This is a genomic window from Providencia sp. UF-183, from assembly GCF_058246155.1.
This window is the reverse complement of record NZ_JBSICD010000017.1, coordinates 76,108-96,749: the sequence shown is the minus strand read 5'-3', so window position 1 is coordinate 96,749 and position 20,642 is coordinate 76,108. Positions and strand designations below refer to the sequence as shown.

The following is a 20,642-nucleotide window of genomic DNA, read 5'->3' as shown; positions in this document are numbered from 1 at the left end:
TTTAAATACTTATGACTTTAGTCTTAACGCAAATATGTATTTATTGCAAAGTTATCGATGAGCTATAAGACAAAAGGCTATTCATCCAAATTATTAATTGCCATTCTTGCATTCATAACTAAGGACTTAGCCTTGGCCTCGCGTTTTTGTAGCAATGCCATAAAAATGAGGTCGGTTATGGTGTTTTGTGCCGTTCGGGATGAAATAGAAGAACTACGCCATTCATCTTCTTCCGCAATACTTTCAAGTACGTAATCAGAGAGTTGCGCCAGCGGTGAATGCCGGTCACGCGTGATAGCAATAACCGATGCGCCCTGCTTACGCGCAATATTCGCTGCACTTAGCATATCTTTCCGCTTGCCCGTAAATGAGATCACAATCTGTACATCATTGGAATTTAACGTTAAAGCTGCTGCAATTTGCACATGATGGTCAAACTCCACCAATGTGGTGATCCCAATTTTTTGCAGCTTGTAGCTTAAGTCCTTCGCCGTTAACCCTGAGCCGCCAATACCGACTATCTGCACCCGCTGCGATTTCTCGATTAGTTCCACAACTCGTTCAAACTGTTTGAAATCAATGTGCTTTGTGGTCTCAGTAATCGAATGGTTTTTCTCCATCGCCAGTTTTTGTGCCACCACCATTAAATTATCATTCGGTGCAATGCGATTATGTAATGCCGTATGAGTTGCCCCTTCATGCAGTTTCTGACGACCAATAATTTCACTCAGTGCCAATTTTAGGGCTGGATACCCCTTAACCCCCACTTTTTGGCTGAACTTCACAATAGCAGACTGGCTAACATTTAGCCTTTCAGCCAGCTCCGATGAAGACAAACTCAGGATATGTTCTGGATTTTCGAGGATAAATTGCGCAATTTTACGTTGATTTTCCGCTAATCGCGGTAATGAATATGTAATCACGTCCAGTAATGTCATGGTGATCTCCCCAAACAGGTACTCATTTCAAGCTGTCAAAAAAAAAGAATAATAAATTATTCCTTTTACGCTTAATCGATACGTGAGAAATAACTAAATAAATTCAATGCAAAGCTATCTTTTAGCCTGATATTTTTTACAAAATATTCCTTTATATTCGCAAATTAGAATAGATATCGACGTGATCTCAATCACACCAAAGGAATAAATAATTCCTTAGTATTAGCACAATATCTGATTTAGGAGCAATTTTTATGACTATCGATTTAAGCAAAATGGTAACGGAAAGCCGTAATGCCGCAAGCACACATATCGACCAATTATCCACCTTGCAAATGCTGCAAGTGATTAACAACGAAGACAAACAAGTCCCTTTAGCGGTCGAAAAAGTGCTCCCTGAAATTGCGCAGCTGGTTGATAAAGTCGCAGACGCATTTCTAAAAGGCGGTCGATTGGTTTACTCAGGCGCAGGTACATCAGGGCGTCTAGGCATACTTGATGCCAGTGAGTGCCCACCAACTTATGGGACGCCTCATGAACAAGTCATCGGCCTTATTGCAGGTGGTCACCAAGCTATTTTTCGCGCCGTCGAAAATGCGGAAGATAAGCCTGAGTTAGGCGAACAAGACCTAAAAAATATTCAATTTAATGAAAATGATGTGCTGGTTGGCATCGCAGCAAGTGGGCGTACCCCATATGTACTAGGCGCTTTAGCCTATGCAAACTCTGTTGGCGCTACCACCGCAGCCATTAGCTGCAATCCAAATAGCCCCATCGCCAATGCGGCAGATATCGCAATCACCCCTGTCGTTGGCGCAGAAGTGGTCACGGGTTCTTCTCGAATGAAAGCAGGCACGGCTCAAAAATTAGTTCTGAATATGATCACCACAGGTGCGATGATCCGCATCGGTAAGGTATTTGGCAACTTGATGGTGGATGTTGAAGCCACGAATGCCAAATTAATTGAAAGGCAAACTAAAATTGTTATGGAGGCAACTGACTGCGACCGAACCACCGCTGAAAATGCACTTCAACAATGTGACAGACACTGTAAGACGGCCATTTTGATGGTGTTATCGGGCCTGAATGCCGATGATGCTCGTCAACTGCTCTCAAACAATAACGGTTTTATTCGTACAGCACTCAATATGGCATCCTCCGCCTAATCCGCGGATTTTAATGAGAAAAATAGTATGGCTAAAATAACAATAGAAATGATGCAGCAGATCCTGCAACAGGTTGGGGGTCGTCGCAATATAAAATTAGCGGGCAACTGCATGACTCGCTTACGACTGACACTCAACAATGAACAACTCGTCGATAAAGCCGCACTCAAGCAAATCGCAGGCGTGCTTGGCGTTATTGAAAGTGACGAACAGCTACAAATTGTTCTTGGCCCGGGCAAAGCCCAAACCGCTGCGGACTTAATGAACAAAATATTAGAGGATGAAGAAGATGAGCACGATGAACAGCCTCATCAAACCCAAGACCTCAACGAAATTGCCTCTGCCAATAAGCAGCAGCTGAAAAAGAAACAAACCAGCGCAGTGCACCGTTTTCTCTCAAAATTTGCCACTATCTTTACCCCATTAATTCCAGGGTTTATTGGGGCAGGTCTATTGATGGGGATCGCATCATTACTTGGCCTGTTAGTCGCCAATGAAAACTTGTTTCCACCTGATTCCCAGCAGTTGGGCTGGCTAAAAAGCGCCATTGCCTACCTCGCCATATTCGGTAAAGGCTTATTTACCTTTATGGGGCTATTAATTGGCTACAACGCCCAAAAAGCCTTTGGAGGAAGCGGGGTTAACGGTGCAATTATTGCGGCCTTATTTATTTTAGGTTACGACCCAGAGGCAACAAAAGGCTTCTATTCCGGGATGTCGAACTTCTTTGGTTGGCACATCGACCCTCGTGGCAACATTATTGGGATTTTAATCGCCTGTATTTTTGGTGCGTGGGTAGAAAAACAAGTTCGTAAAATTATTCCATCCAGCCTTGATATTATTCTAACCTCAACCATTACCCTCCTAATTGTTGGTGCAGCAACCTTTATCTTTATCATGCCGATTGGTGTTTGGCTGTTCGACGGAATGTCTTGGTTATTTATGCACTTAAATGGCAACCCAATTGGAACCGCAGTTTTAGCAGGGCTGTTCTTGATCGCAGTAATGTTTGGTGTTCACCAAGGGTTCATCCCTGTTTACGTTGCCTTAGTGGATGCTCAAGGGTTTAACTCTCTGTTCCCGATACTTGCAATGGCGGGTGCAGGCCAAGTCGGCGCAGCGCTTGCTTTATATGTGAAAGCGAAAAAAGGCTCAGTAACTCGTGGGCAAATTGGTGGTGCTCTGTTCCCTGGTTTCTTAGGTATTGGTGAGCCACTGATTTACGGTGTCACACTTCCCCGTGTAAAACCCTTTGTCACTGCATGTTTAGGTGGCGCCGCAGGGGGGTTCTTTATCGGCGCGGTAGCATGGATGGGACTGCCTGTCGGTTTAAATACGGTGTTTGGCCCATCAGGGTTAATTGCGATCCCCTTAATGACCTCAGGGCAAGGCGTTCTCGCGGGGATGGCGGTATACGCAGGTGGCATACTAGTTTCGTATATCTGTGGTTTCCTCTTTACTTACCTGTTTGGCAGTAAAGGCGTCGATTTAAGTTAATCTCGCTCTAAGCAAAAAAAGCAGCCTGAGGGCTGCTTTTTTTGCTTACTATTTTGTGTTCGTCGGCCAGCATCTTTCAGCGTCATAAGGAGAGCGCCGTCTCTTTATCCCTACCTAATTAAATTCCAACATAAAGCCTACGTTTTGTCAAGTTGCATATATTCCGCTATTTCAGACTCAATACCTGCCATGGACTTTTCCTTAGCAAAAGGTAGATAAAGTTGCTTAAATATGTCATCTCTTTTCTGCATATCCTCTAGCTTGGCTTTTAATTCAATGAGTTCCTTCTGAAGAGTACCATTTTGATTTTTTTGCTCTTTAATTTCTGTATTAACCGTATTCAATTCCGCCATTAAAGATATTTTCTTTTCTCTTAGTGAACCAAAGCCGATAGCAGTAAGTAGCCCTGCTTCAAGTGCATCAAAATCATTCTTGCTTAATTTACGCTTATAAGATTCGTCCCTTCGAAATTGTAGAGCCTTACTTTTCAAATCCTTAGCATTAGGTGGTAAAATTCTGCTAGGTGAAACGGTTTGTAGCATTTCGCAAAGCGCATAGCTCGTTTTATCACTTTCAAACTCGCTAATATAGCGTACTGAGTCTAATTCAAGTTGAAAAATAGCCTTATTATGCAAGTCACTAGATGGTGTTTGCGAAGTGATTGGGATAACAGTTACACCTCGCTTGTCTGCTCGAACAACTATAGCTGGGCGTCGTTTATGCATCTCACCGGATTGATGTTAGCAAGGGTATAGTGAGCTATCAGATAGTCCTGCATGAAAATTCAGCGTAAGATAAATATGACCATATTCAACAATAACAATTGTGCCTTTTTTGACTATTCCACCCGCATGGCGAATCTTTCTTTTTTGCATTGTTTGTGACAAATAAATGTCTTGCTGAACATTCTTTTCGGTCAGCCAGATCCCCCAAACATTTTTTGATATTCCGAGAACAAATTCAACTTTCCATCTCTTACAAACTTGACCAGTAAATGCTTTCGTAATAAAAAAGGAGAATGTTTTTCATTTAAAGGAACAAGAATTTCATCAATATTCTTAGTATACTCACTACCAAGAAGATATTCGTTACTTGGATTCAATTTATCAAATTTATAATACTGAATAGAAACAGTTACCATATAACTTCCCTGTTCAATTACATAACCACCTAACAATCAACTGAAAAACAAGATTGTTTTAGTTAATAAATCTATTATTCGAACCAAATCAATGGTACGCACAGTGCCGTCAGCAATCCCATCGTCCAGTTGAAGATAAACCATGCACGGCGGCTACGAAGAAACAAGCTAATTAGCGAACCAAACCCCATCCAAATAAGGCCTGCCACCAAATTCACAATCACAAAAGCAACACTCATCACAATTATAGATTGAGTAAATAACTCGCCGGGCAGGCTAAACCCGCCAACAGCCCCTAAACCCATCATCCATGCTTTTGGGTTTAAAAACTGCAATAAACCGCCCTGATACCAAGTCACGCTTTTTGCCACTTCGCTATTTTCCTTAAGTGGTGCATAATTTGCTGTTGCGGTTTTCCACGCAAGCCATAAAAGGTAAATACTCCCTGCAATCTTTAAAACGATATGAATAGCAGGATATAGCAGTAAAAGCGCAGCAATCCCAAATGCAGAGAGGTAAAGTATGGACTGCATACCTAGCATGATCCCTAGGCATAATGTGATAGTACGGCGAAAACCATAGTTTGCTGCACTTGAAGTCAGCAACATATTGTTAGGGCCGGGTGTGACTGCTGCAATGAATAGAAATGTAAAAAGTGAAAAAATCAGCCCCAGTGTCATTTATACTTTAATCCTCAAACTCAAATTTGTTTACTTGCATCACAAAAAAATAACAGTATGTTATGTGACTCACAAGAGTCCCCATTAAATAAAATAAGGCTATGTCAGAAAACTTTCGTCCGATAAGTTGGGCTAAGAATCCACACCTCCAAACGTTATTGCCAAGAATTTTTCGCAGGACACCGAAAATTAAACCTCTTTGGCAGAGACTTGAATTGCCTGATGGCGATTTTATCGATCTTGCTTGGAGCGAAAAACCTGAGCTCGCTGCACATAAGCCGCGTTTGGTCATTTTTCATGGCTTAGAAGGCAATTTCAAAAGCCCCTATGCTCACGGTATGCTAGAAAGTGCACAAAACCAAGGCTGGTTAGGTGTGATTATGCATTTTCGGGGTTGCAGCGGCGAGCCCAATCGCCAACAGCGTATCTATCACTCAGGTGAAACCAATGATGCTCGTTATTTCTTACGCTGGCTAAAACAAACTTTTGGTGATGCACCAACAGCCGCTGTCGGTTATTCCCTTGGTGGCAATATGTTAGCGTGTTATCTCGCTGAAAGCGGTCAAAATGCCGATGTAGATGCAGGCGTTGTGGTCTCCGCCCCATTAATGTTGGAAGCCTGTTCATTGCGTATGGAAAAAGGGATTTCCCAATTTTATCAACGCTATCTACTCAATGGCTTAAAGCGTAATGCGACTCGTAAACTGGTTCGCTACCCCGGTTCCTTGCCATTAAATTTGTTACAGCTAAAACAACTGAAACGTATTCGTGAATTTGATGATGTTATCACCGCTCGTATTCATGGCTTTGATGATGCAACGGATTATTATCAGAAATGTAGCGCCCTCCCTAAGCTTGCCTATATTACGAAACCAACGTTAATCATTCATGCCAAAGATGATCCTTTTATGGCACCTGAAGTCGTTCCTGATTTATCCCATTTACCTAAAAACGTGGAATATCAAATGACTGAACACGGTGGCCACGTGGGCTTTGTGAGTGGGACATTAAGAAAGCCTCAAATGTGGCTAGAAACCCGGATTCCACAATGGCTAACTCCTTATTTAAATAAGGAAAAAGAATGATTATTCCTTGGCGAGAGCTTGCGCCTGAAACACTGGATAATCTGATTGAAAGCTATGTGTTACGCGAGGGCACCGACTACGGCGCCCAAGAAAAAAGTCTGCAAGATAAAGTGAACGATGTGAAACGGCAGTTAGTTTCTGGCGAAATTGTGCTAGTCTGGTCAGAATTGCATGAATCCGTTAATTTCATGCCTAAAGCCCGCTAACCCGCTTCGTTCGCTGTTTCTGAAATAGTGGCCATAAGCGCAACACAGGGAGTCCGCTATGTCCAAAAAACACCCGATTATTGCCATCACTGGTTCAAGCGGTGCTGGCACGACCTCAACTAGCCAAGCATTCCGTAAAATATTCCATCAATTAAATATCCAATCTGCTACGCTAGAAGGTGACAGCTTTCATCGCTATACGCGTCCTGAAATGGATATGGCAATCCGTAAAGCCAGAGAACAAGGCCGCCATATTAGTTATTTTGGCCCAGAAGCCAATGACTTTGCGCTACTTGAGCAAACACTGGTGGATTACGCCAAAACGGGCTGTGGAAAATCACGAAAATACCTACACACCTACGACGAAGCCGTGCCTTATGGTTTACAACCGGGTACATTCACCCCTTGGGAATCGTTGCCAGAAAAAACGGATGTGCTGTTTTATGAAGGCTTACACGGTGGGATAGTGACACCTGAGCACAATGTTGCGCAACATGTTGATTTACTTGTCGGTGTTGTGCCTATCGTGAACTTAGAGTGGATACAAAAGCTTATCCGTGACACCACTGAGCGCGGGCACTCCCGAGAAGCGGTAATGGATTCAGTGGTACGTTCGATGGGGGATTACATTAACTACATCACGCCGCAATTTTCTCGTACCCACATTAACTTCCAACGCGTACCGACTGTGGATACCTCAAACCCGTTTTCAGCGAAAGCCATTCCTTCACAGGATGAAAGTTTTATTGTTATTCGTTTTCGTGGGCTTGAGCAGATCGATTTTCCCTACCTGCTATCAATGATATCAGGCTCTTTTATCTCTGCGATGAATACTATTGTCGTGCCTGGCGGGAAATTAGGTCTCGCGATGGAATTAATTATGACGCCAATAGTCGAAAAACTCATTAGCCAGAAACATAGCTAAATTGTTTTTTAATTATTAAACAAGATGCTTACCAATAATTAAGATAAGCATCTTTAAATTCAAATATATTAATAATAATTAAATTTATTTTTAATTTTTTATTTCAAAGCTATGGGTCACTTCGACAGTTTTTTCCAACATCAACGCGACCGAACAATATTTTTCAGCCGAAAGTTGAACGGCACGTTCAACGGCTTTATCCGTTAATTCATTCCCTGTTACAATAAAATGCAGATGGATTTTAACGAAATAACGTGGCGCCTCTTCACGGCGCTGAGAGGTTAATTTCACTTCACAGTCGGTAATATCATTACGGCCTTTTTGTAAGATGGATACCACGTCAATTGCGCTACAGCCACCCGCAGCCATTAATACCATCTCCATTGGGCTTGGTGCTTTATCGCCTGCGTTACCGTCCATCATCACTTGGTGGCCTGACGCTGACTCACCTAAAAAAGAGAGTCCTTCTACCCATTTAACTCTTGCTTCCATTTTATTCCCCTTGAAATGAAATCGATTTAAAGGCTACATTGTTCCATAGATATAATGAATGTTATATCAGCTTTATTCTGCTGAAGCGATACAGGGAAGACTTTCTGTATTGGATATGCTACAAACAATACTTAGTTGATAGGATTAAGATCAAAACTCAACGTTGTATTTGATTATATTATAGTGTTGATATCAGTTTGTTTACCCTAACCATGAAAAGCGGTTGATGCAATGTTGCTCTTCCTGTTATTTAGGGTATATAAGACAAATTAATATGCTAAGCTAGTGACTTTAAAGCCAGCCTTTCTGGTACGCTTTCCGGATGGCTGCAATAACATACAGAGGATAACGCTAATGGTTCTCGGCAAGCCACAAACAGACCCTACTCTTGAATGGTTTTTGTCACACTGCCATATTCATAAGTATCCATCCAAGAGCACACTGATCCATCAGGGTGAGAAAGCAGAAACCCTTTACTACATCGTTAAAGGTTCAGTGGCTGTTTTAATCAAAGATGAAGAAGGCAAAGAAATGATCCTCTCCTACCTGAATCAGGGGGATTTCATTGGTGAGCTTGGATTATTTGAAGAAGGGCAAGAACGTACTGCGTGGGTTAGAGCAAAAATCGCCTGCGAAGTTGCTGAAATTTCTTACAAAAAATTCCGTCAATTGATTCAGGTTAACCCTGATATCTTAATGCGCCTCTCTGCGCAAATGGCAAGCCGCCTGCAAACCACGTCAGAAAAAGTGGGCAACCTCGCCTTCTTAGACGTAACTGGCCGTATTGCACAAACGTTACTGAATCTAGCCAAACAACCTGATGCCATGACGCATCCAGACGGGATGCAAATCAAAATCACCCGTCAGGAAATTGGCCAAATCGTTGGTTGTTCCCGTGAAACTGTCGGCCGTATTTTGAAAATGCTGGAAGATCAAAACTTAATCTCTGCGCATGGTAAAACCATTGTTGTTTACGGTACACGATAATTAACCTTTCGCCTCACTCCCTTGGTGGGGCGCACACTTTCAAATAGCGTTGTATCATCGATATAACGCTATTTTCCCAAAATACGATTATTTTATATATCATTTTTTAATGAGTATCGTTTCTTTATATTTTCTCTATTTAGCTCTCTATAAAATAATAATTATAATATTAAGTAGGGTTATATTTATGAAAATTACACTTAGCAATTTGTCAGGTCATTCCGATATTTTTAAAAACATTAGTAATTCCGATGATTTTATAAAGAAAATCTTTACTGTTACTGCTTCATCGAGAAAAGAACCATTATCCACTCAGCGGCAATCTAAACCATCACATGCTTGTAGCCTAGAAAGCATTGACTCAGCTTATGAAAGTGATTCAGAAAGTATAAAGGATACTAAATTATTACACTCTGACGAATTTAAGTATAAAGTTGATCAACTGAAAGGTCGATTATATAAGTTTTATGCATCTACTTTTTATAATGAGCAAGATGCCAATTCGCTAATAAAAGAAAATCAGACAATTTTTGAAAATTTCAATCGCGCTGATGAAGAAATGCATGGATATGCCAATTTTTTATATCGGTACGTTAAAATTCCAGGGGTTAATATCAACACTCCAGAAATAAAGGATGAAATCATAAAAAACTATCATCCACCTAGGCAACTAGAAAATAAAAACGGTACTAAAATCCCCTTAATAATTCAAAGAAACACAAAAGAAATTATTAATGTTAATTCCCCATTAGAGCAAGTTAAACAAAAAACAACGCCTTTTTCTCAAAAAAAAATTACATATGTACACTATAGAGTTGCTGACAATATTCAAGAGCATTCTAAATCAACCCCTCTACCTAAAAGCACTTTTGATTTTAAGGGGAATATATTACAAACAAAAACATCAGCATTAAGAACACAATATATCAAGCAACATTACAAACTATCTAACAAATCTACGCCATTAGACCATAAAGAACGAAAACCTCACTTAAATAGGAATGTCACTTCAATTAAAAACTCTGACTTAATAAAAATAAGCAATAGCATTAAAAAAGAAAAAAGACTAATTATGGAAATGAATTCACTTAAAGATAATATCTTTGAAATACAAAAACAAATTCACATTAATGATAATTTATTGAACGAATTAAAAAAATAAATCATTCAATAAAGTGTTTTCTTTTTTCATTTAAAACCATCATTAAGTCAATGATTAATTACATCTTATCAACATAACAATGTCATAAGATAAAACCAACATATTGAATAGGTTAATAATTTCAATATTAAGCATGAATATTTAATTAATAAATTACTTTTTAGTATTAATATAGGATATGACTATGAAAACTAATCCCCAGAACAATACCACAACTAGCTCACTATACAAAGAAATTTCATCAACTGGAGCTACAAGAGAAACACCCACTATTATACAAAAAATTAAAAATATAAAAGTAAATAACCCATTCTCATCTTTTCGTTTTAACAAAAAAGATGTGGAATCAAAGTTTCACATAAACCTAACAGAAAATGAATCACAGGAAAAAGAATTAAATTTATTCCATACATTAAACTCAAACAAAAAAACAATATCCACCCTCGAAAATAAGCTAATAGAAAAATCTTTTAAGATCCCACAATTCATCAAAGATTTAACAAATAAAATAGAAAAATCCATTAATAACTTGTTAGATAAGAATAGTTTTTTTAGTGAAAATCCCGCTACAGATGAAATCATCGAAAAGCAAAATGAAACAATAGGCTACCTTAAACATTACCAAGATTTATTAGACAGAAATGAAAAATTAACAAATAAACAAGAAGAGCTAAAAAACGAAATTGATGATCTGAAATCATCCATAAGATATGAGTCAAAAATAAGAGGAATTTCACACTTAAAAAAAGAAAGTAAATACCTTTCTTCATTAGAAGAAGAAGTATCAAAAGAGATTAACATGGAAGAAAAGAATGAAAAATTGGAAAGTTTAATTAACATGCAAACGACAGTAAAAAATTTACTAACTGGTGAACTAAAAGACATAAAAAATAAAATTCACAATATTACATTGGATAAAAGTGCTCTAGAAAAAAACATTTTAGCTATAAAAAAACCAATAATGAGCGAATTTTTAGTTACTTACGATGAAGACAATACGCCTATATACCATGATGAATCTCACAACTTTGATTTTGATGATGTATTTGAAAAAAAATCGGAAGTAGAAAACACAAAAAACAATGAAAATATTGATAATTTAATATTTGAAAATAATTCATTATATAATCTAATAGATGAGTTAGTTAAAAACAAAATTAATTCAACAAGTATGTTCCATGAATTAAAGCTTAAAAATGATATAAAAGATCATGAAATTAAAGCACTAAGGGAAATACTTGCTAATAAAGAGAAAATGATGACCTCTATTAGTCTCACTTCATTATCTTCTGGTTACAGTTCCGATAATGAGGCTAATAACCTTACACCAGACACTAAGGTTAATGAGAAAAAAACAGCTCAAAAAAAAGAGAAACTAAAAAATAAATACCCTTTAGCCAAGAATAAAAAAGTAAATAAATATTCACATGAACATAAAGTTCAATGCCTAGCTGCTGGAATACCCAGTAATAGCTCAGAAGAGCAATTACAAGCACGGTTAGAGGACCAAGCTAAGATGAAAAAAATGCCATTACCAGCTCAATAGCCGTTATAAAAAACAATTTTTTAATAAGTTGCAGAAATCATTCTGCAACTTATCTTTCACTTATTTCAGCAACTTCCCGATCGCCGTCTCTAATTTCGCCATACCGCTGTTGATTTCTTCTTCAGAAATAATCAGTGAAGGCGTAAAACGCAGTACATTAGTGCCTGCATTTAACATCATTAAGCCTTCTACAGCACTGGCTTGCAAAACATCTTTCGAACGGTTTAATAGTTTGCCATCTAACTCCGCGCCGATTAATAACCCCATTCCTCTGATCTCGGAGAAAATGCCATATTTATCGTTCAGCTTATTTAAATGAGCAACGAATAGCTCGCGACGTTTTTCGACACCTTTTAACACTTCTTCAGTATTAATAATATCAAATGCCGCATTACCTACCGCGCAAGCTAATGGGTTACCACCATAAGTCGTCCCATGAGAACCGACTTCCATGGTTTTCGCGATTTCTTCTGTGGTGATCATTGCACTAATTGGAAAACCACCGCCCAATGCTTTTGCCGTAGTTAAAATATCGGGTGTCACATCATAGTGCATATATGAAAATAGTTTACCTGTACGCCCCATTCCACTTTGCACTTCATCGAAAATTAATAAGGCGTTATTTTCATCACACAGTTTACGAACACCTTGCAGAAATTCTGACGTAGCCGCAGTGACACCGCCCTCACCTTGTACAGGCTCTAAAACAACCGCACAGGTATTCTCATCTATCACTGCTTTAACCGCATCAAGGTCGTTAAAAGGCACATGGATAATGTCCGCAGGCTTTGGCCCGAAGCCATCTGCATATTTAGCTTGTCCACCGACCGAAACGGTAAATAATGTGCGCCCGTGAAACCCCTGCTTGAAGGCAATAATTTTGGTTTTATAAGGGCTGTATTTTGTGATGGCATAACGACGTGCTAGTTTAAAAGCCGCTTCATTGGCTTCGGAACCTGAGTTCACAAAAAACGCGCGATCGGCAAATGTTGCTTGGGTCATTTTTTGCGCGAGTTTAAGCGCTTGTTCATTGGTAAAGATATTACTGACGTGCCAAAGCTTCTCACTCTGTTCACGAACGGCCGCGACCAAACTTGGGTGGCAATGACCCAAGGCTAAAACCGCAATTCCGCCTGCAAAATCAATGTATTCTTTGCCTTGCTGATCCCAAACACGGCTTCCTTCGCCCTTGACTGGAATAAATTCTGCTGGCGAAAATATAGGCAACATGACTTGGTCAAAAGTCTGCCGATTTACTGATTGTTGTTCTGTCATACCCCTCACCTGCTCTAACTTGATGCTTAAGTGAAAATATAAGCATCAAATATGAATAAAAAATCACAAAAGAGCAATAGGTAAGGGTGAAATATGCATAATTAATTTATTATGAACAATATTACCAAACTAATACTTTAGGAAATTATTCAATAACTCATGACCTTGTTCACTCAGAATGCTTTCAGGGTGAAACTGAACGCCTTCGATTGGCAAGGTTTTGTGCCGTATCCCCATGATTTCATCAACATCACCGTTATTTAGTGACCAAGCTGATACATCAAAAGAAACAGGAAGTGTCTCTGCGGCAATAACCAGAGAGTGATAGCGAGTCACCGTCAGTGGCCGGTTCAAACCTTTGAACACGCCTTGATGGTTATGATGAATTGCGGATGTTTTGCCGTGCATCACTTCACGGGCTTTAACGACAGATGCGCCGAAAGCTTGGCCTATGGCTTGATGACCAAGGCAAATCCCTAAAATGGGCAGTTTGCCCGCAAAATATTTTATCGCCTCAAGGGAGATCCCTGCTTCATCTGGTGTACATGGCCCAGGTGAAATCACCAGATGCGTAGGCGAAAGCTGTTCAATTTCTTCGATGGTAATTTCGTCATTACGTTTTACAACAACCTCAGCCCCTAACTCACAAAAGTACTGGTAAAGGTTGTAAGTAAATGAATCGTAATTATCAATAAGTAGAAGCATAGTAGCCTATCCGACTGATTTTTATCATTATATGTTATATCCCATGCATACTTTTCGGATATTAGCAATCAGAACGATGATTAAAACACCACGAAAAATGACAAAGGGCGGCTATGATAGCACAGCCTTAGCAGGAAAATAGCCTATTTACGTCAAGGAATGCTTTTTACCCATAAAAATTTCCATATAAAAATCATGGAATTATATTTACACTCTCATAACAATTTCATGATGAGATTAAGAATTACTTTAAATACAAGGAAGTAAAAGTATTTACTAAAACGACAAAATTCAGACAAACTTTTCGTTGATTTAATAGACAAAAATTAAATTAGAGCTAAAATTAACACTAAAAATAGAGCTAATTATAAGGTTTAATATGTATACAGAAGCTATTCATGCAAAGAGAACCGCTTCAATAAGCGAATTCAAAAAAAATCCTGCAGCGGCGATGAAAGAATCGGAAGGGGAGCCTATCGCTATACTTAGCCACAACAAACCCGCATTCTACTGTGTTCCTCCTGCATTATTCGAGCTGATGGTAGAACAACTCAGTGATAAATTATTACTTGAAAAAGTAACTCTCCGAATGGATGAGCCAGAGTTAGGCGTTAGCTTGGATGAAATCTAATCATGGCTCGTTTCAAAGTACAATTAAAATTCAAAATTACTGCGAAGAAGGAATGGGATTCACTCAATTCAACAATAAAAGAAAAATTTAAAAAGATTTTAAAAAAGAGAATGGAGTCTTATGAATCACTAACATTGCCAAAGAATCGGCTTTCACTACAGCATAATTGCTATAAAATTAAGCTCAAGAATGATGCGTATCGTCTTGCTTATACAGTGAAAAGTGATGATTCCGGTAATATTAATGTCACCGTAACCGTTATTGCGGTAGATAGGCGTGATGAAATCTATAACGAACTTAAAAAACGACTTATTGACTAGCAAAAGTGGGTAAACGTATCCGCTTACCCACCAAACCGCATTAAGGCTTTTTAATCACTTCAGCAGAAATGATAGTGATAGGCTCTACAGGGACATTTTGGTATGGGCCGACATTCTCCGTTTTCACTTTAGAGATTTTATCTGCAACATCCATCCCTTTCACCACTTTACCAAACACGGCGTAACCAAAGTCACGCTGGCCATGATCTAAGAAGGCGTTATCAGCAACGTTAATAAAGAACTGGCTGGTTGCGCTGTCTTTATTTGCTGTACGAGCCATGGAAATGGTGCCACGTAAGTTACGCAAACCATTATCCGCTTCATTTTTGATTGGCGCACGCGTTTGTTTTTGCTGTAAATCTTTATCGAAACCGCCACCTTGGATCATGAAACCGGGGATCACACGGTGAAATGTTGTTCCGTTGTAATAACCTTCATTAACGTATTGAACAAAGTTTTCTGCCGTCACTGGCGCTTTCTTACTGTTCAATTCTAATTCGATATTACCCGCTGACGTGACTAACTTGATATAGGTTTCACCCGCGGATAATGCAAAAGATGAGGCGCTCATTGCGCAAACGGCCAAAAGTGGCACAAAAATTCGTTTTAACATGTAAGATCCCTTTCGTTATGACGCATTACTACTGCAATTAGGCAATTCTAGAGTGAAGCTGCCCAGATTGCTAAAGATTTACCTATATTTACGCCAAAAGCATGAAAATCACCAAATGCGTTAAATTGTAGACCAACTTTAATAAAAAGCTTCGCTAATTGTGGTTATATCTTCACTGACGACTTTTTCTACTCTCCCTAATCCATTCTTAATTGGATTACACGAGCGCGAATGATATTTCGAGTTGTCGGGAGAGGCTAAGCAAAGCTATAATCCCCCAGCCTTATGAGGCTAACTCAGGGAGAAAGACCAATGGCAATTAAAAATCATAACTACCAGATGGCAAAATTTGTCATCAGTGCACCTGATATCCGTCATCTTCCCAAAGATACGGGTATTGAAGTGGCTTTTGCTGGCCGCTCAAATGCGGGAAAATCCAGTGCATTAAATGCATTAACACAGCAAAAAAGCTTAGCACGCACCAGTAAAACACCGGGAAGAACGCAGCTAATCAACCTATTTGAAGTTGAAGAAGGTGTGCGCCTTGTTGACCTTCCAGGTTATGGTTATGCCGAAGTTCCTGAAGAAATGAAACGCAAATGGCAACAAGCACTTGGCGAATACTTGCAAAAAAGAGAGTGCATTAAAGGCCTCGTCGTTTTAATGGACATCCGTCACCCATTAAAAGATCTCGATATGCAGATGATTGAATGGTCTGTTGCGATGAGTGTACCCGTTTTAGTGTTGCTAACAAAAGCCGATAAGCTGGCTTCAGGAGCAAGAAAGAAACAGCTGGCAGAAGTGCGTGAAGCACTGGCACCATTAGAGGGAGATATTGAAGTTGAGTATTTCTCTGCGCTGAAAAAAATCGGCGTTGATAAACTGCGAATTAAGCTAGATAGTTGGTATAACACACCCGCTTAACCTGCCGAATAAGTGGGTCGCCGATGACTCACTTGCCCGCCTTAAGTCTAATTCACTGAATTTTAGATAAAAAAATGCTCCAGTCAAAAACTTTGACTGGAGCAGCTAATATTCAGCTAAATCCGATTACGTGAAGTAAAAGGTCTGAAAGATAGAACATCTTACCTCTGTACCCTACGCCTATTAATGTACTTTATTTTTCGTTCGAAAAAAAGTCTTTTTGTAGTTTTTTTTCAAAGCTTATATCGATTCAGCTACCTATATATTAAAATAAACATAAAAAATCGTATTTTTATTACATATTTATGAGAGCTAAGTCGCATAAAAATGTCGTTTATTTTTTTATTTTTCAAGTTAAATTCAGTGAATTATCGAGGAGTTATGTTCAATTTACAGTCAATAATACCAGACGCATAATTACCCGAAACGTATTCATAAAAAAAGCGCCTAATAAAATTTCATTAGGCGCTTCATTAAATCATGCAATCAATGGTTAGTGGGCTTCATCCCAGTTATCACCAATACCGACTTCCACTTTAAGTGGTACATCCAGCTTTAAGCTTTGCTCCATCAAGGCTTGAACCTGTGCTTGAACGCGCTCTAGCTCAGACTCTTTGACCTCAAAAACCAATTCATCGTGTACTTGCATTAACATATCTGCTTCTGGCTTTTCCGTTTGCAGCCAGTTATCAACAGCGATCATCGCTTTTTTGATGATATCCGCAGCAGTACCTTGCATTGGGGCATTGATCGCTTCACGCTCTGCCGCCTTACGGCGCATACCATTGCTGGATTTAATATCCGCTAAATACAATCTACGCCCTTCTAGCGTCTCAACATAACCCTGTTCAGATGCCTGCACACGTGTATTTTCCATGTAACGTAAAACACCTGGGTAACGTTCGAAATATAAATCCATATAACGCTGCGCTTCACCACGAGGGATGCCTAACTGGCGCGCTAAACCAAACGCACTCATGCCGTAAATCAAGCCAAAGTTAATGGCTTTTGCACTACGGCGTTGATCGCTCGTGACTTCATCAAGAGGAACACCAAATACCTCGGCCGCCGTTGCCTTGTGGATATCTTTCCCTTCTGCGAACGCAGTGAGTAAGCCTTTATCCTGTGATAAATGCGCCATAATGCGTAATTCGATTTGCGAATAGTCCGCCGCCATAACTTTATAACCGTCACGCGCCACAAACGCTTGGCGAATTCGGCGCCCTTCTTCTGTTCTCACTGGGATATTTTGTAAGTTTGGATCCCGCGAAGACAGACGCCCCGTTGCGGTCACTGCTTGATGATACGAAGTATGAACACGGCCAGTACGCGGGCTAATCATCAGTGGTAGCTTATCCGTGTAGGTCGATTTCAATTTGGCTAAGCTTCTGTGCTCTAAAAGCAATTTAGGCAGTGCATGGTTAAGTGCCAACTCTTCCAGCACTTCTTCATTCGTTGAGGCCGCACCACTTGGTGTTTTCTTAATCACGGGTAATTGCAATTTTTCAAATAAGATTGTCTGCAACTGCTTTGGTGATGCAAGGTTGAACTCTTCACCTGCCAGCTCAAACGCTTCTTTTTCTAATTCAGCTAACCGCGCCGTGATCACTTTGGATTGTGCTGCCAATGTCGCTGCATTAATTAATACCCCTTTGCGCTCCATACGGACTAACACCGGCACCAGTGGCATTTCGATATTTTCAAAAATGTGCTTCAGTTTTGGCTCAGCTTCTACCTGCGGATAAAGCGCTTGATGCAACAGCAAGGTGACATCAGCGTCTTCCGCTGCATAATTTGCCGCTTCTTCTAACGCGATTTGGTTAAATGTCAGCTGTTTTTTACCTTTACCCGCAATCTCTTCGAAACTGACCGTTTTATGGTTAAGGTGGCGGTCTGCAAGGCTATCCATATCATGGCGCCCCATGCCTGCCACGCTATTTAGCACATAAGACTCCAGCATGGTGTCATAACCAATGCCTTTGAGTTCAATATCATAGTTCTCTAAAACTTCGGCGTCATATTTTAGGTTTTGACCAATTTTGAGGATTTTTTCATTCTCAAGGATCGGTTTCATTACCTGAAGAACTTCATCCAGAGGTAACTGAACAGGCGCATCAAGGTAATCATGACCTAAAGGTAAATAGGCGGCATGCCCTGCTTCAATAGCAAAGGACATACCAACCAAACGCGCTTCTTGCGTATCTAAACTGTCAGTTTCGGTATCAAAAGCAAATAAAGAGGCTGTGCTCAGTTTTTCAACCCAGCGGTCTAAATCGGCTTTTTCTAAAATAGTTTGGTAGTTTTCAGCACTGAGTGTTGGCGTTGCAGGCACTGCGGCTTTCACTGTTGCCGTTGCAGGCGTCGGAGCAGCTTTAGTGCTGGAACCTTTGCCATCCATCCAAGAGCCGTTTTCAACATCCGCTAACCAACGTTTAAATTCATAGCGGCTAAATAACTGATGAAGCTTATCTGCATCAATCTCAGTGACTTTTAATTCCTCACATTTTTTATCTAACTCAACATCGGTTTTGATCGTCGCAAGTTGGTAAGATAAAAAGGCAAGCTCACGGTTTTCCGCCATTTTAGGGGCTAGGGTTTTTGAGCCTCTAAAACCTAATGGGGCGATAGCATCAAGGTCGTTGTAAATGGCTTCTAAGCTACCAATACCTTGTAACAGCGCTAATGCCGTTTTTTCACCAACACCGGGGACACCCGGAATGTTATCTGACGAGTCACCCATCAATGCGAGGAAATCAATAATCAGTTCAGGAGGAACTCCGTACTTATCTTTGACCTCATCAGGGCCTAAGATGGTATTGTTCATGGTATTGATTAGTGTGATATTTGGCTCAACCAATTGCGCCATATCTTTATCACCTGTGCTGATCAGAACAGGCATACCTTTACGGCTAGCCTCACGAGCTAAAGTCCCGATAACATCATCAGCCTCTACCCCTGAAACGACTAGCAATGGTAACCCCATCGCCTCAACCATTTCATGCAATGGTGCTATTTGTGCCCGTAAATCATCCGGCATCGGTGGACGGTGAGATTTATAACTTTCGAATAATTCATCACGAAACGTTTTTCCCTTCGCATCGAAGACAACCGCGACATGGCTAGGCTTATATTGTAACACTAGGCTACGCAGCATGTTGAGCACGCCATACATGGCACCTGTAGGCTCGCCTGCACTGTTTGTCAGTGGAGGGAATGCATGATAAGCACGGTATAGGTAGGAAGAACCATCAACCAAAATAAGGGGGTTTTCTGCAATCTGAGCCATAGTCTGTCATCATCTTGTTAATCGGGAATGAAGAGCCATAGGATGCCATAATGTGGCTTCGGATACATCCCAAGTTTTACATTACGTCAAGCCTTCACCGAAATTCTGTTGAAATCGAGACTAATTTCAAACAAATGATCACCAATACAAGCCAAGGGAGTGATTATTCACATCATGATTAATCACGCTACGCAAGGGAATATCCTGTGGATAACCATGTGTATATATTTATGTTATTGATTGAATTCAATAAGAAAGAGGTTGTTTGCATATAAAAACAAGAATTTAAAATCAATGAGTTAGCTAAGAAATATTTTGATTTAACACAAGATGAAGGGAGTAGTCGAATTGTGGATATTGATTCAGTCACAAAGAGAAATAACTTGATGGTGGCAAGATTTGCCACCATCAAGAAGACTTACTTTTTATTCACTAAGAAATTCACCACATTGGAAAACTCTTTGCCATAGTCTTCTGCTTTATCAGCAGAAATACCGTTGTTACGGACTTGGTATTTGCCGTCAACAAATAATGCTGGCACGCCGCGTAGTTTTAAATCTTGAGCCGCATTTTGCTGTTTTGCTACGACAGATTTAACCACGAAGCTATTTAGCGCTGCATCATACTCATCACCAGAGATACCCGCTTTGATGAAAGCATTACGGATATCGGCTTTGCTATTGATAGTTTGCGTTTTTTGGATGCCTTCAAACAGAATTGGCGTCACTTTATCTTCCGCTTTCAGTACGATAGCAACTGCCCATGCTTGAGTTAAATCTGCACCTAAAGGCCCTAAGAAATCAACGTGATAACGTTCCATTTTTACGCCTTCCGGTAAATTTGCTTCTACCGTTTGTGGCACTTTATACACACTTTCAAACTGGTAACAGTGCGGGCAGTAAAAAGAGAAAAACTCTAAAACTTGTGGCAGGTTTTGCACAGGTTTAACATCGGTATACTCTTTACCTTCCGTGTAATTTGCCGCTGCGGCACCAAAAGACATGGCAATACCAAGCAAAGCCAACATAATTTTTTTCATAGACTACATTCTCCAAAAACAAAG

General features: G+C 40.0%; 22 protein-coding genes. 11 read left to right on the top strand and 11 right to left on the bottom strand.

The features are described from left to right. Positions 1-77: 77 nt before the first annotated feature. Positions 78-938, bottom strand: coding sequence for a MurR/RpiR family transcriptional regulator (locus AC4IFT_RS15830; protein WP_490751837.1), 861 nt, complete (start codon positions 936-938; stop codon positions 78-80). 254 nt (positions 939-1,192) lie between these two features. Between AC4IFT_RS15830 and murQ the strand changes: the two genes are divergently transcribed. Beyond that, a complete protein-coding gene (gene murQ, locus AC4IFT_RS15825; RefSeq protein ID WP_490735252.1) occupies positions 1,193-2,104 on the top strand; it encodes an N-acetylmuramic acid 6-phosphate etherase in 912 nt (303 codons plus the stop codon). A 27-nt stretch (positions 2,105-2,131) separates the two neighbouring features. After that, positions 2,132-3,601, top strand: coding sequence for a PTS N-acetylmuramic acid transporter subunit IIBC (gene murP, locus AC4IFT_RS15820; protein WP_490735254.1), 1,470 nt, complete (start codon positions 2,132-2,134; stop codon positions 3,599-3,601). A gap of 137 nt (positions 3,602-3,738) precedes the next feature. Here murP and AC4IFT_RS15815 read toward each other — a convergent pair whose 3' ends face one another. From AC4IFT_RS15815 to AC4IFT_RS15805, 3 genes are all read right to left on the bottom strand, one after another. Beyond that, entirely contained in the window at positions 3,739-4,326 is a 588-nt protein-coding gene (locus tag AC4IFT_RS15815) for a type II toxin-antitoxin system PemK/MazF family toxin (RefSeq protein WP_490751835.1), read from the bottom strand. 191 nt (positions 4,327-4,517) lie between these two features. Beyond that, complete coding sequence (locus AC4IFT_RS15810) at positions 4,518-4,742, bottom strand: hypothetical protein (protein WP_490751833.1); 225 nt, start codon at positions 4,740-4,742, stop codon at positions 4,518-4,520. Positions 4,743-4,816: 74 nt separating this feature from the next. Next, entirely contained in the window at positions 4,817-5,422 is a 606-nt protein-coding gene (locus AC4IFT_RS15805; protein WP_490751831.1) for a LysE family translocator, read from the bottom strand. A gap of 101 nt (positions 5,423-5,523) precedes the next feature. Here AC4IFT_RS15805 and AC4IFT_RS15800 point away from each other — a divergent pair, with 101 nt between their 5' ends. The 3 genes from AC4IFT_RS15800 to AC4IFT_RS15790 are packed head-to-tail and all read left to right on the top strand — an operon-like array spanning position 5,524 to position 7,638. Further along, positions 5,524-6,507, top strand: a complete 984-nt coding sequence (locus AC4IFT_RS15800; protein WP_490735260.1) for a hydrolase — start codon at positions 5,524-5,526, stop codon at positions 6,505-6,507. Then, positions 6,504-6,713 carry a YheU family protein gene (locus AC4IFT_RS15795; protein WP_490735262.1) on the top strand — a complete coding sequence of 70 codons (210 nt, stop codon included), beginning with the start codon at positions 6,504-6,506 and terminating at the stop codon, positions 6,711-6,713. Before AC4IFT_RS15800 ends, AC4IFT_RS15795 begins: the two co-directional genes overlap by 4 nt. Before the next feature lie 58 nt (positions 6,714-6,771). Next, positions 6,772-7,638, top strand: coding sequence for a phosphoribulokinase (locus AC4IFT_RS15790; RefSeq protein WP_219245441.1), 867 nt, complete (start codon positions 6,772-6,774; stop codon positions 7,636-7,638). Positions 7,639-7,728: 90 nt separating this feature from the next. Here AC4IFT_RS15790 and AC4IFT_RS15785 read toward each other — a convergent pair whose 3' ends face one another. Further along, the gene (locus AC4IFT_RS15785; protein ID WP_206084820.1) at positions 7,729-8,130 is read right to left on the bottom strand and encodes an OsmC family protein; all 402 of its coding nucleotides are present in this window, start codon (positions 8,128-8,130) and stop codon (positions 7,729-7,731) included. A 354-nt stretch (positions 8,131-8,484) separates the two neighbouring features. Between AC4IFT_RS15785 and crp the strand changes: the two genes are divergently transcribed. From crp to AC4IFT_RS15770, 3 genes are all read left to right on the top strand, one after another. Beyond that, positions 8,485-9,117: a cAMP-activated global transcriptional regulator CRP gene (gene crp / locus AC4IFT_RS15780; protein ID WP_004262556.1), complete on the top strand. Its 633-nt coding sequence runs from the start codon at positions 8,485-8,487 to the stop codon at positions 9,115-9,117. Positions 9,118-9,304: 187 nt separating this feature from the next. Then, positions 9,305-10,279, top strand: a complete 975-nt coding sequence (locus AC4IFT_RS15775) for a hypothetical protein (RefSeq protein WP_490751830.1) — start codon at positions 9,305-9,307, stop codon at positions 10,277-10,279. 184 nt (positions 10,280-10,463) lie between these two features. Continuing rightward, the gene (locus AC4IFT_RS15770) at positions 10,464-11,825 is read left to right on the top strand and encodes a hypothetical protein (RefSeq protein ID WP_490751828.1); all 1,362 of its coding nucleotides are present in this window, start codon (positions 10,464-10,466) and stop codon (positions 11,823-11,825) included. Between the two features lie 60 nt (positions 11,826-11,885). Here the strand turns inward: AC4IFT_RS15770 and AC4IFT_RS15765 are convergent, their stop codons facing one another. Further along, positions 11,886-13,100 carry an aspartate aminotransferase family protein gene (locus AC4IFT_RS15765; RefSeq protein WP_490751826.1) on the bottom strand — a complete coding sequence of 405 codons (1,215 nt, stop codon included), beginning with the start codon at positions 13,098-13,100 and terminating at the stop codon, positions 11,886-11,888. Between the two features lie 129 nt (positions 13,101-13,229). After that, positions 13,230-13,805 carry an aminodeoxychorismate synthase component II gene (locus AC4IFT_RS15760; protein WP_004265957.1) on the bottom strand — a complete coding sequence of 192 codons (576 nt, stop codon included), beginning with the start codon at positions 13,803-13,805 and terminating at the stop codon, positions 13,230-13,232. A 379-nt stretch (positions 13,806-14,184) separates the two neighbouring features. Between AC4IFT_RS15760 and AC4IFT_RS15755 the strand changes: the two genes are divergently transcribed. Both AC4IFT_RS15755 and AC4IFT_RS15750 read left to right on the top strand, forming a co-directional pair. Further along, the gene (locus AC4IFT_RS15755) at positions 14,185-14,436 is read left to right on the top strand and encodes a type II toxin-antitoxin system Phd/YefM family antitoxin (protein WP_490735271.1); all 252 of its coding nucleotides are present in this window, start codon (positions 14,185-14,187) and stop codon (positions 14,434-14,436) included. Between the two features lie 2 nt (positions 14,437-14,438). Continuing rightward, the gene (locus tag AC4IFT_RS15750) at positions 14,439-14,756 is read left to right on the top strand and encodes a type II toxin-antitoxin system RelE family toxin (RefSeq protein ID WP_490735273.1); all 318 of its coding nucleotides are present in this window, start codon (positions 14,439-14,441) and stop codon (positions 14,754-14,756) included. A gap of 40 nt (positions 14,757-14,796) precedes the next feature. Here the strand turns inward: AC4IFT_RS15750 and ppiA are convergent, their stop codons facing one another. Beyond that, positions 14,797-15,369 (bottom strand): peptidylprolyl isomerase A, encoded by a 573-nt coding sequence (gene ppiA / locus AC4IFT_RS15745; protein WP_490735275.1) that lies wholly within the window; start codon positions 15,367-15,369, stop codon positions 14,797-14,799. Positions 15,370-15,681: 312 nt separating this feature from the next. Between ppiA and yihA the strand changes: the two genes are divergently transcribed. Further along, complete coding sequence (gene yihA, locus AC4IFT_RS15740; RefSeq protein WP_219245435.1) at positions 15,682-16,293, top strand: ribosome biogenesis GTP-binding protein YihA/YsxC; 612 nt, start codon at positions 15,682-15,684, stop codon at positions 16,291-16,293. A gap of 112 nt (positions 16,294-16,405) precedes the next feature. On the opposite strand, the gene spfP is transcribed toward yihA, so the two are convergent. The 3 genes from spfP to dsbA form a co-directional block, all read right to left on the bottom strand. After that, positions 16,406-16,453, bottom strand: a complete 48-nt coding sequence (gene spfP, locus AC4IFT_RS15735) for a small protein SpfP (RefSeq protein WP_438361642.1) — start codon at positions 16,451-16,453, stop codon at positions 16,406-16,408. Positions 16,454-16,786: 333 nt separating this feature from the next. Beyond that, entirely contained in the window at positions 16,787-19,579 is a 2,793-nt protein-coding gene (polA, locus tag AC4IFT_RS15730; RefSeq protein WP_490735278.1) for a DNA polymerase I, read from the bottom strand. 418 nt (positions 19,580-19,997) lie between these two features. Further along, positions 19,998-20,618, bottom strand: a complete 621-nt coding sequence (dsbA, locus tag AC4IFT_RS15725) for a thiol:disulfide interchange protein DsbA (protein WP_206084827.1) — start codon at positions 20,616-20,618, stop codon at positions 19,998-20,000. Positions 20,619-20,642: the final 24 nt, after the last annotated feature.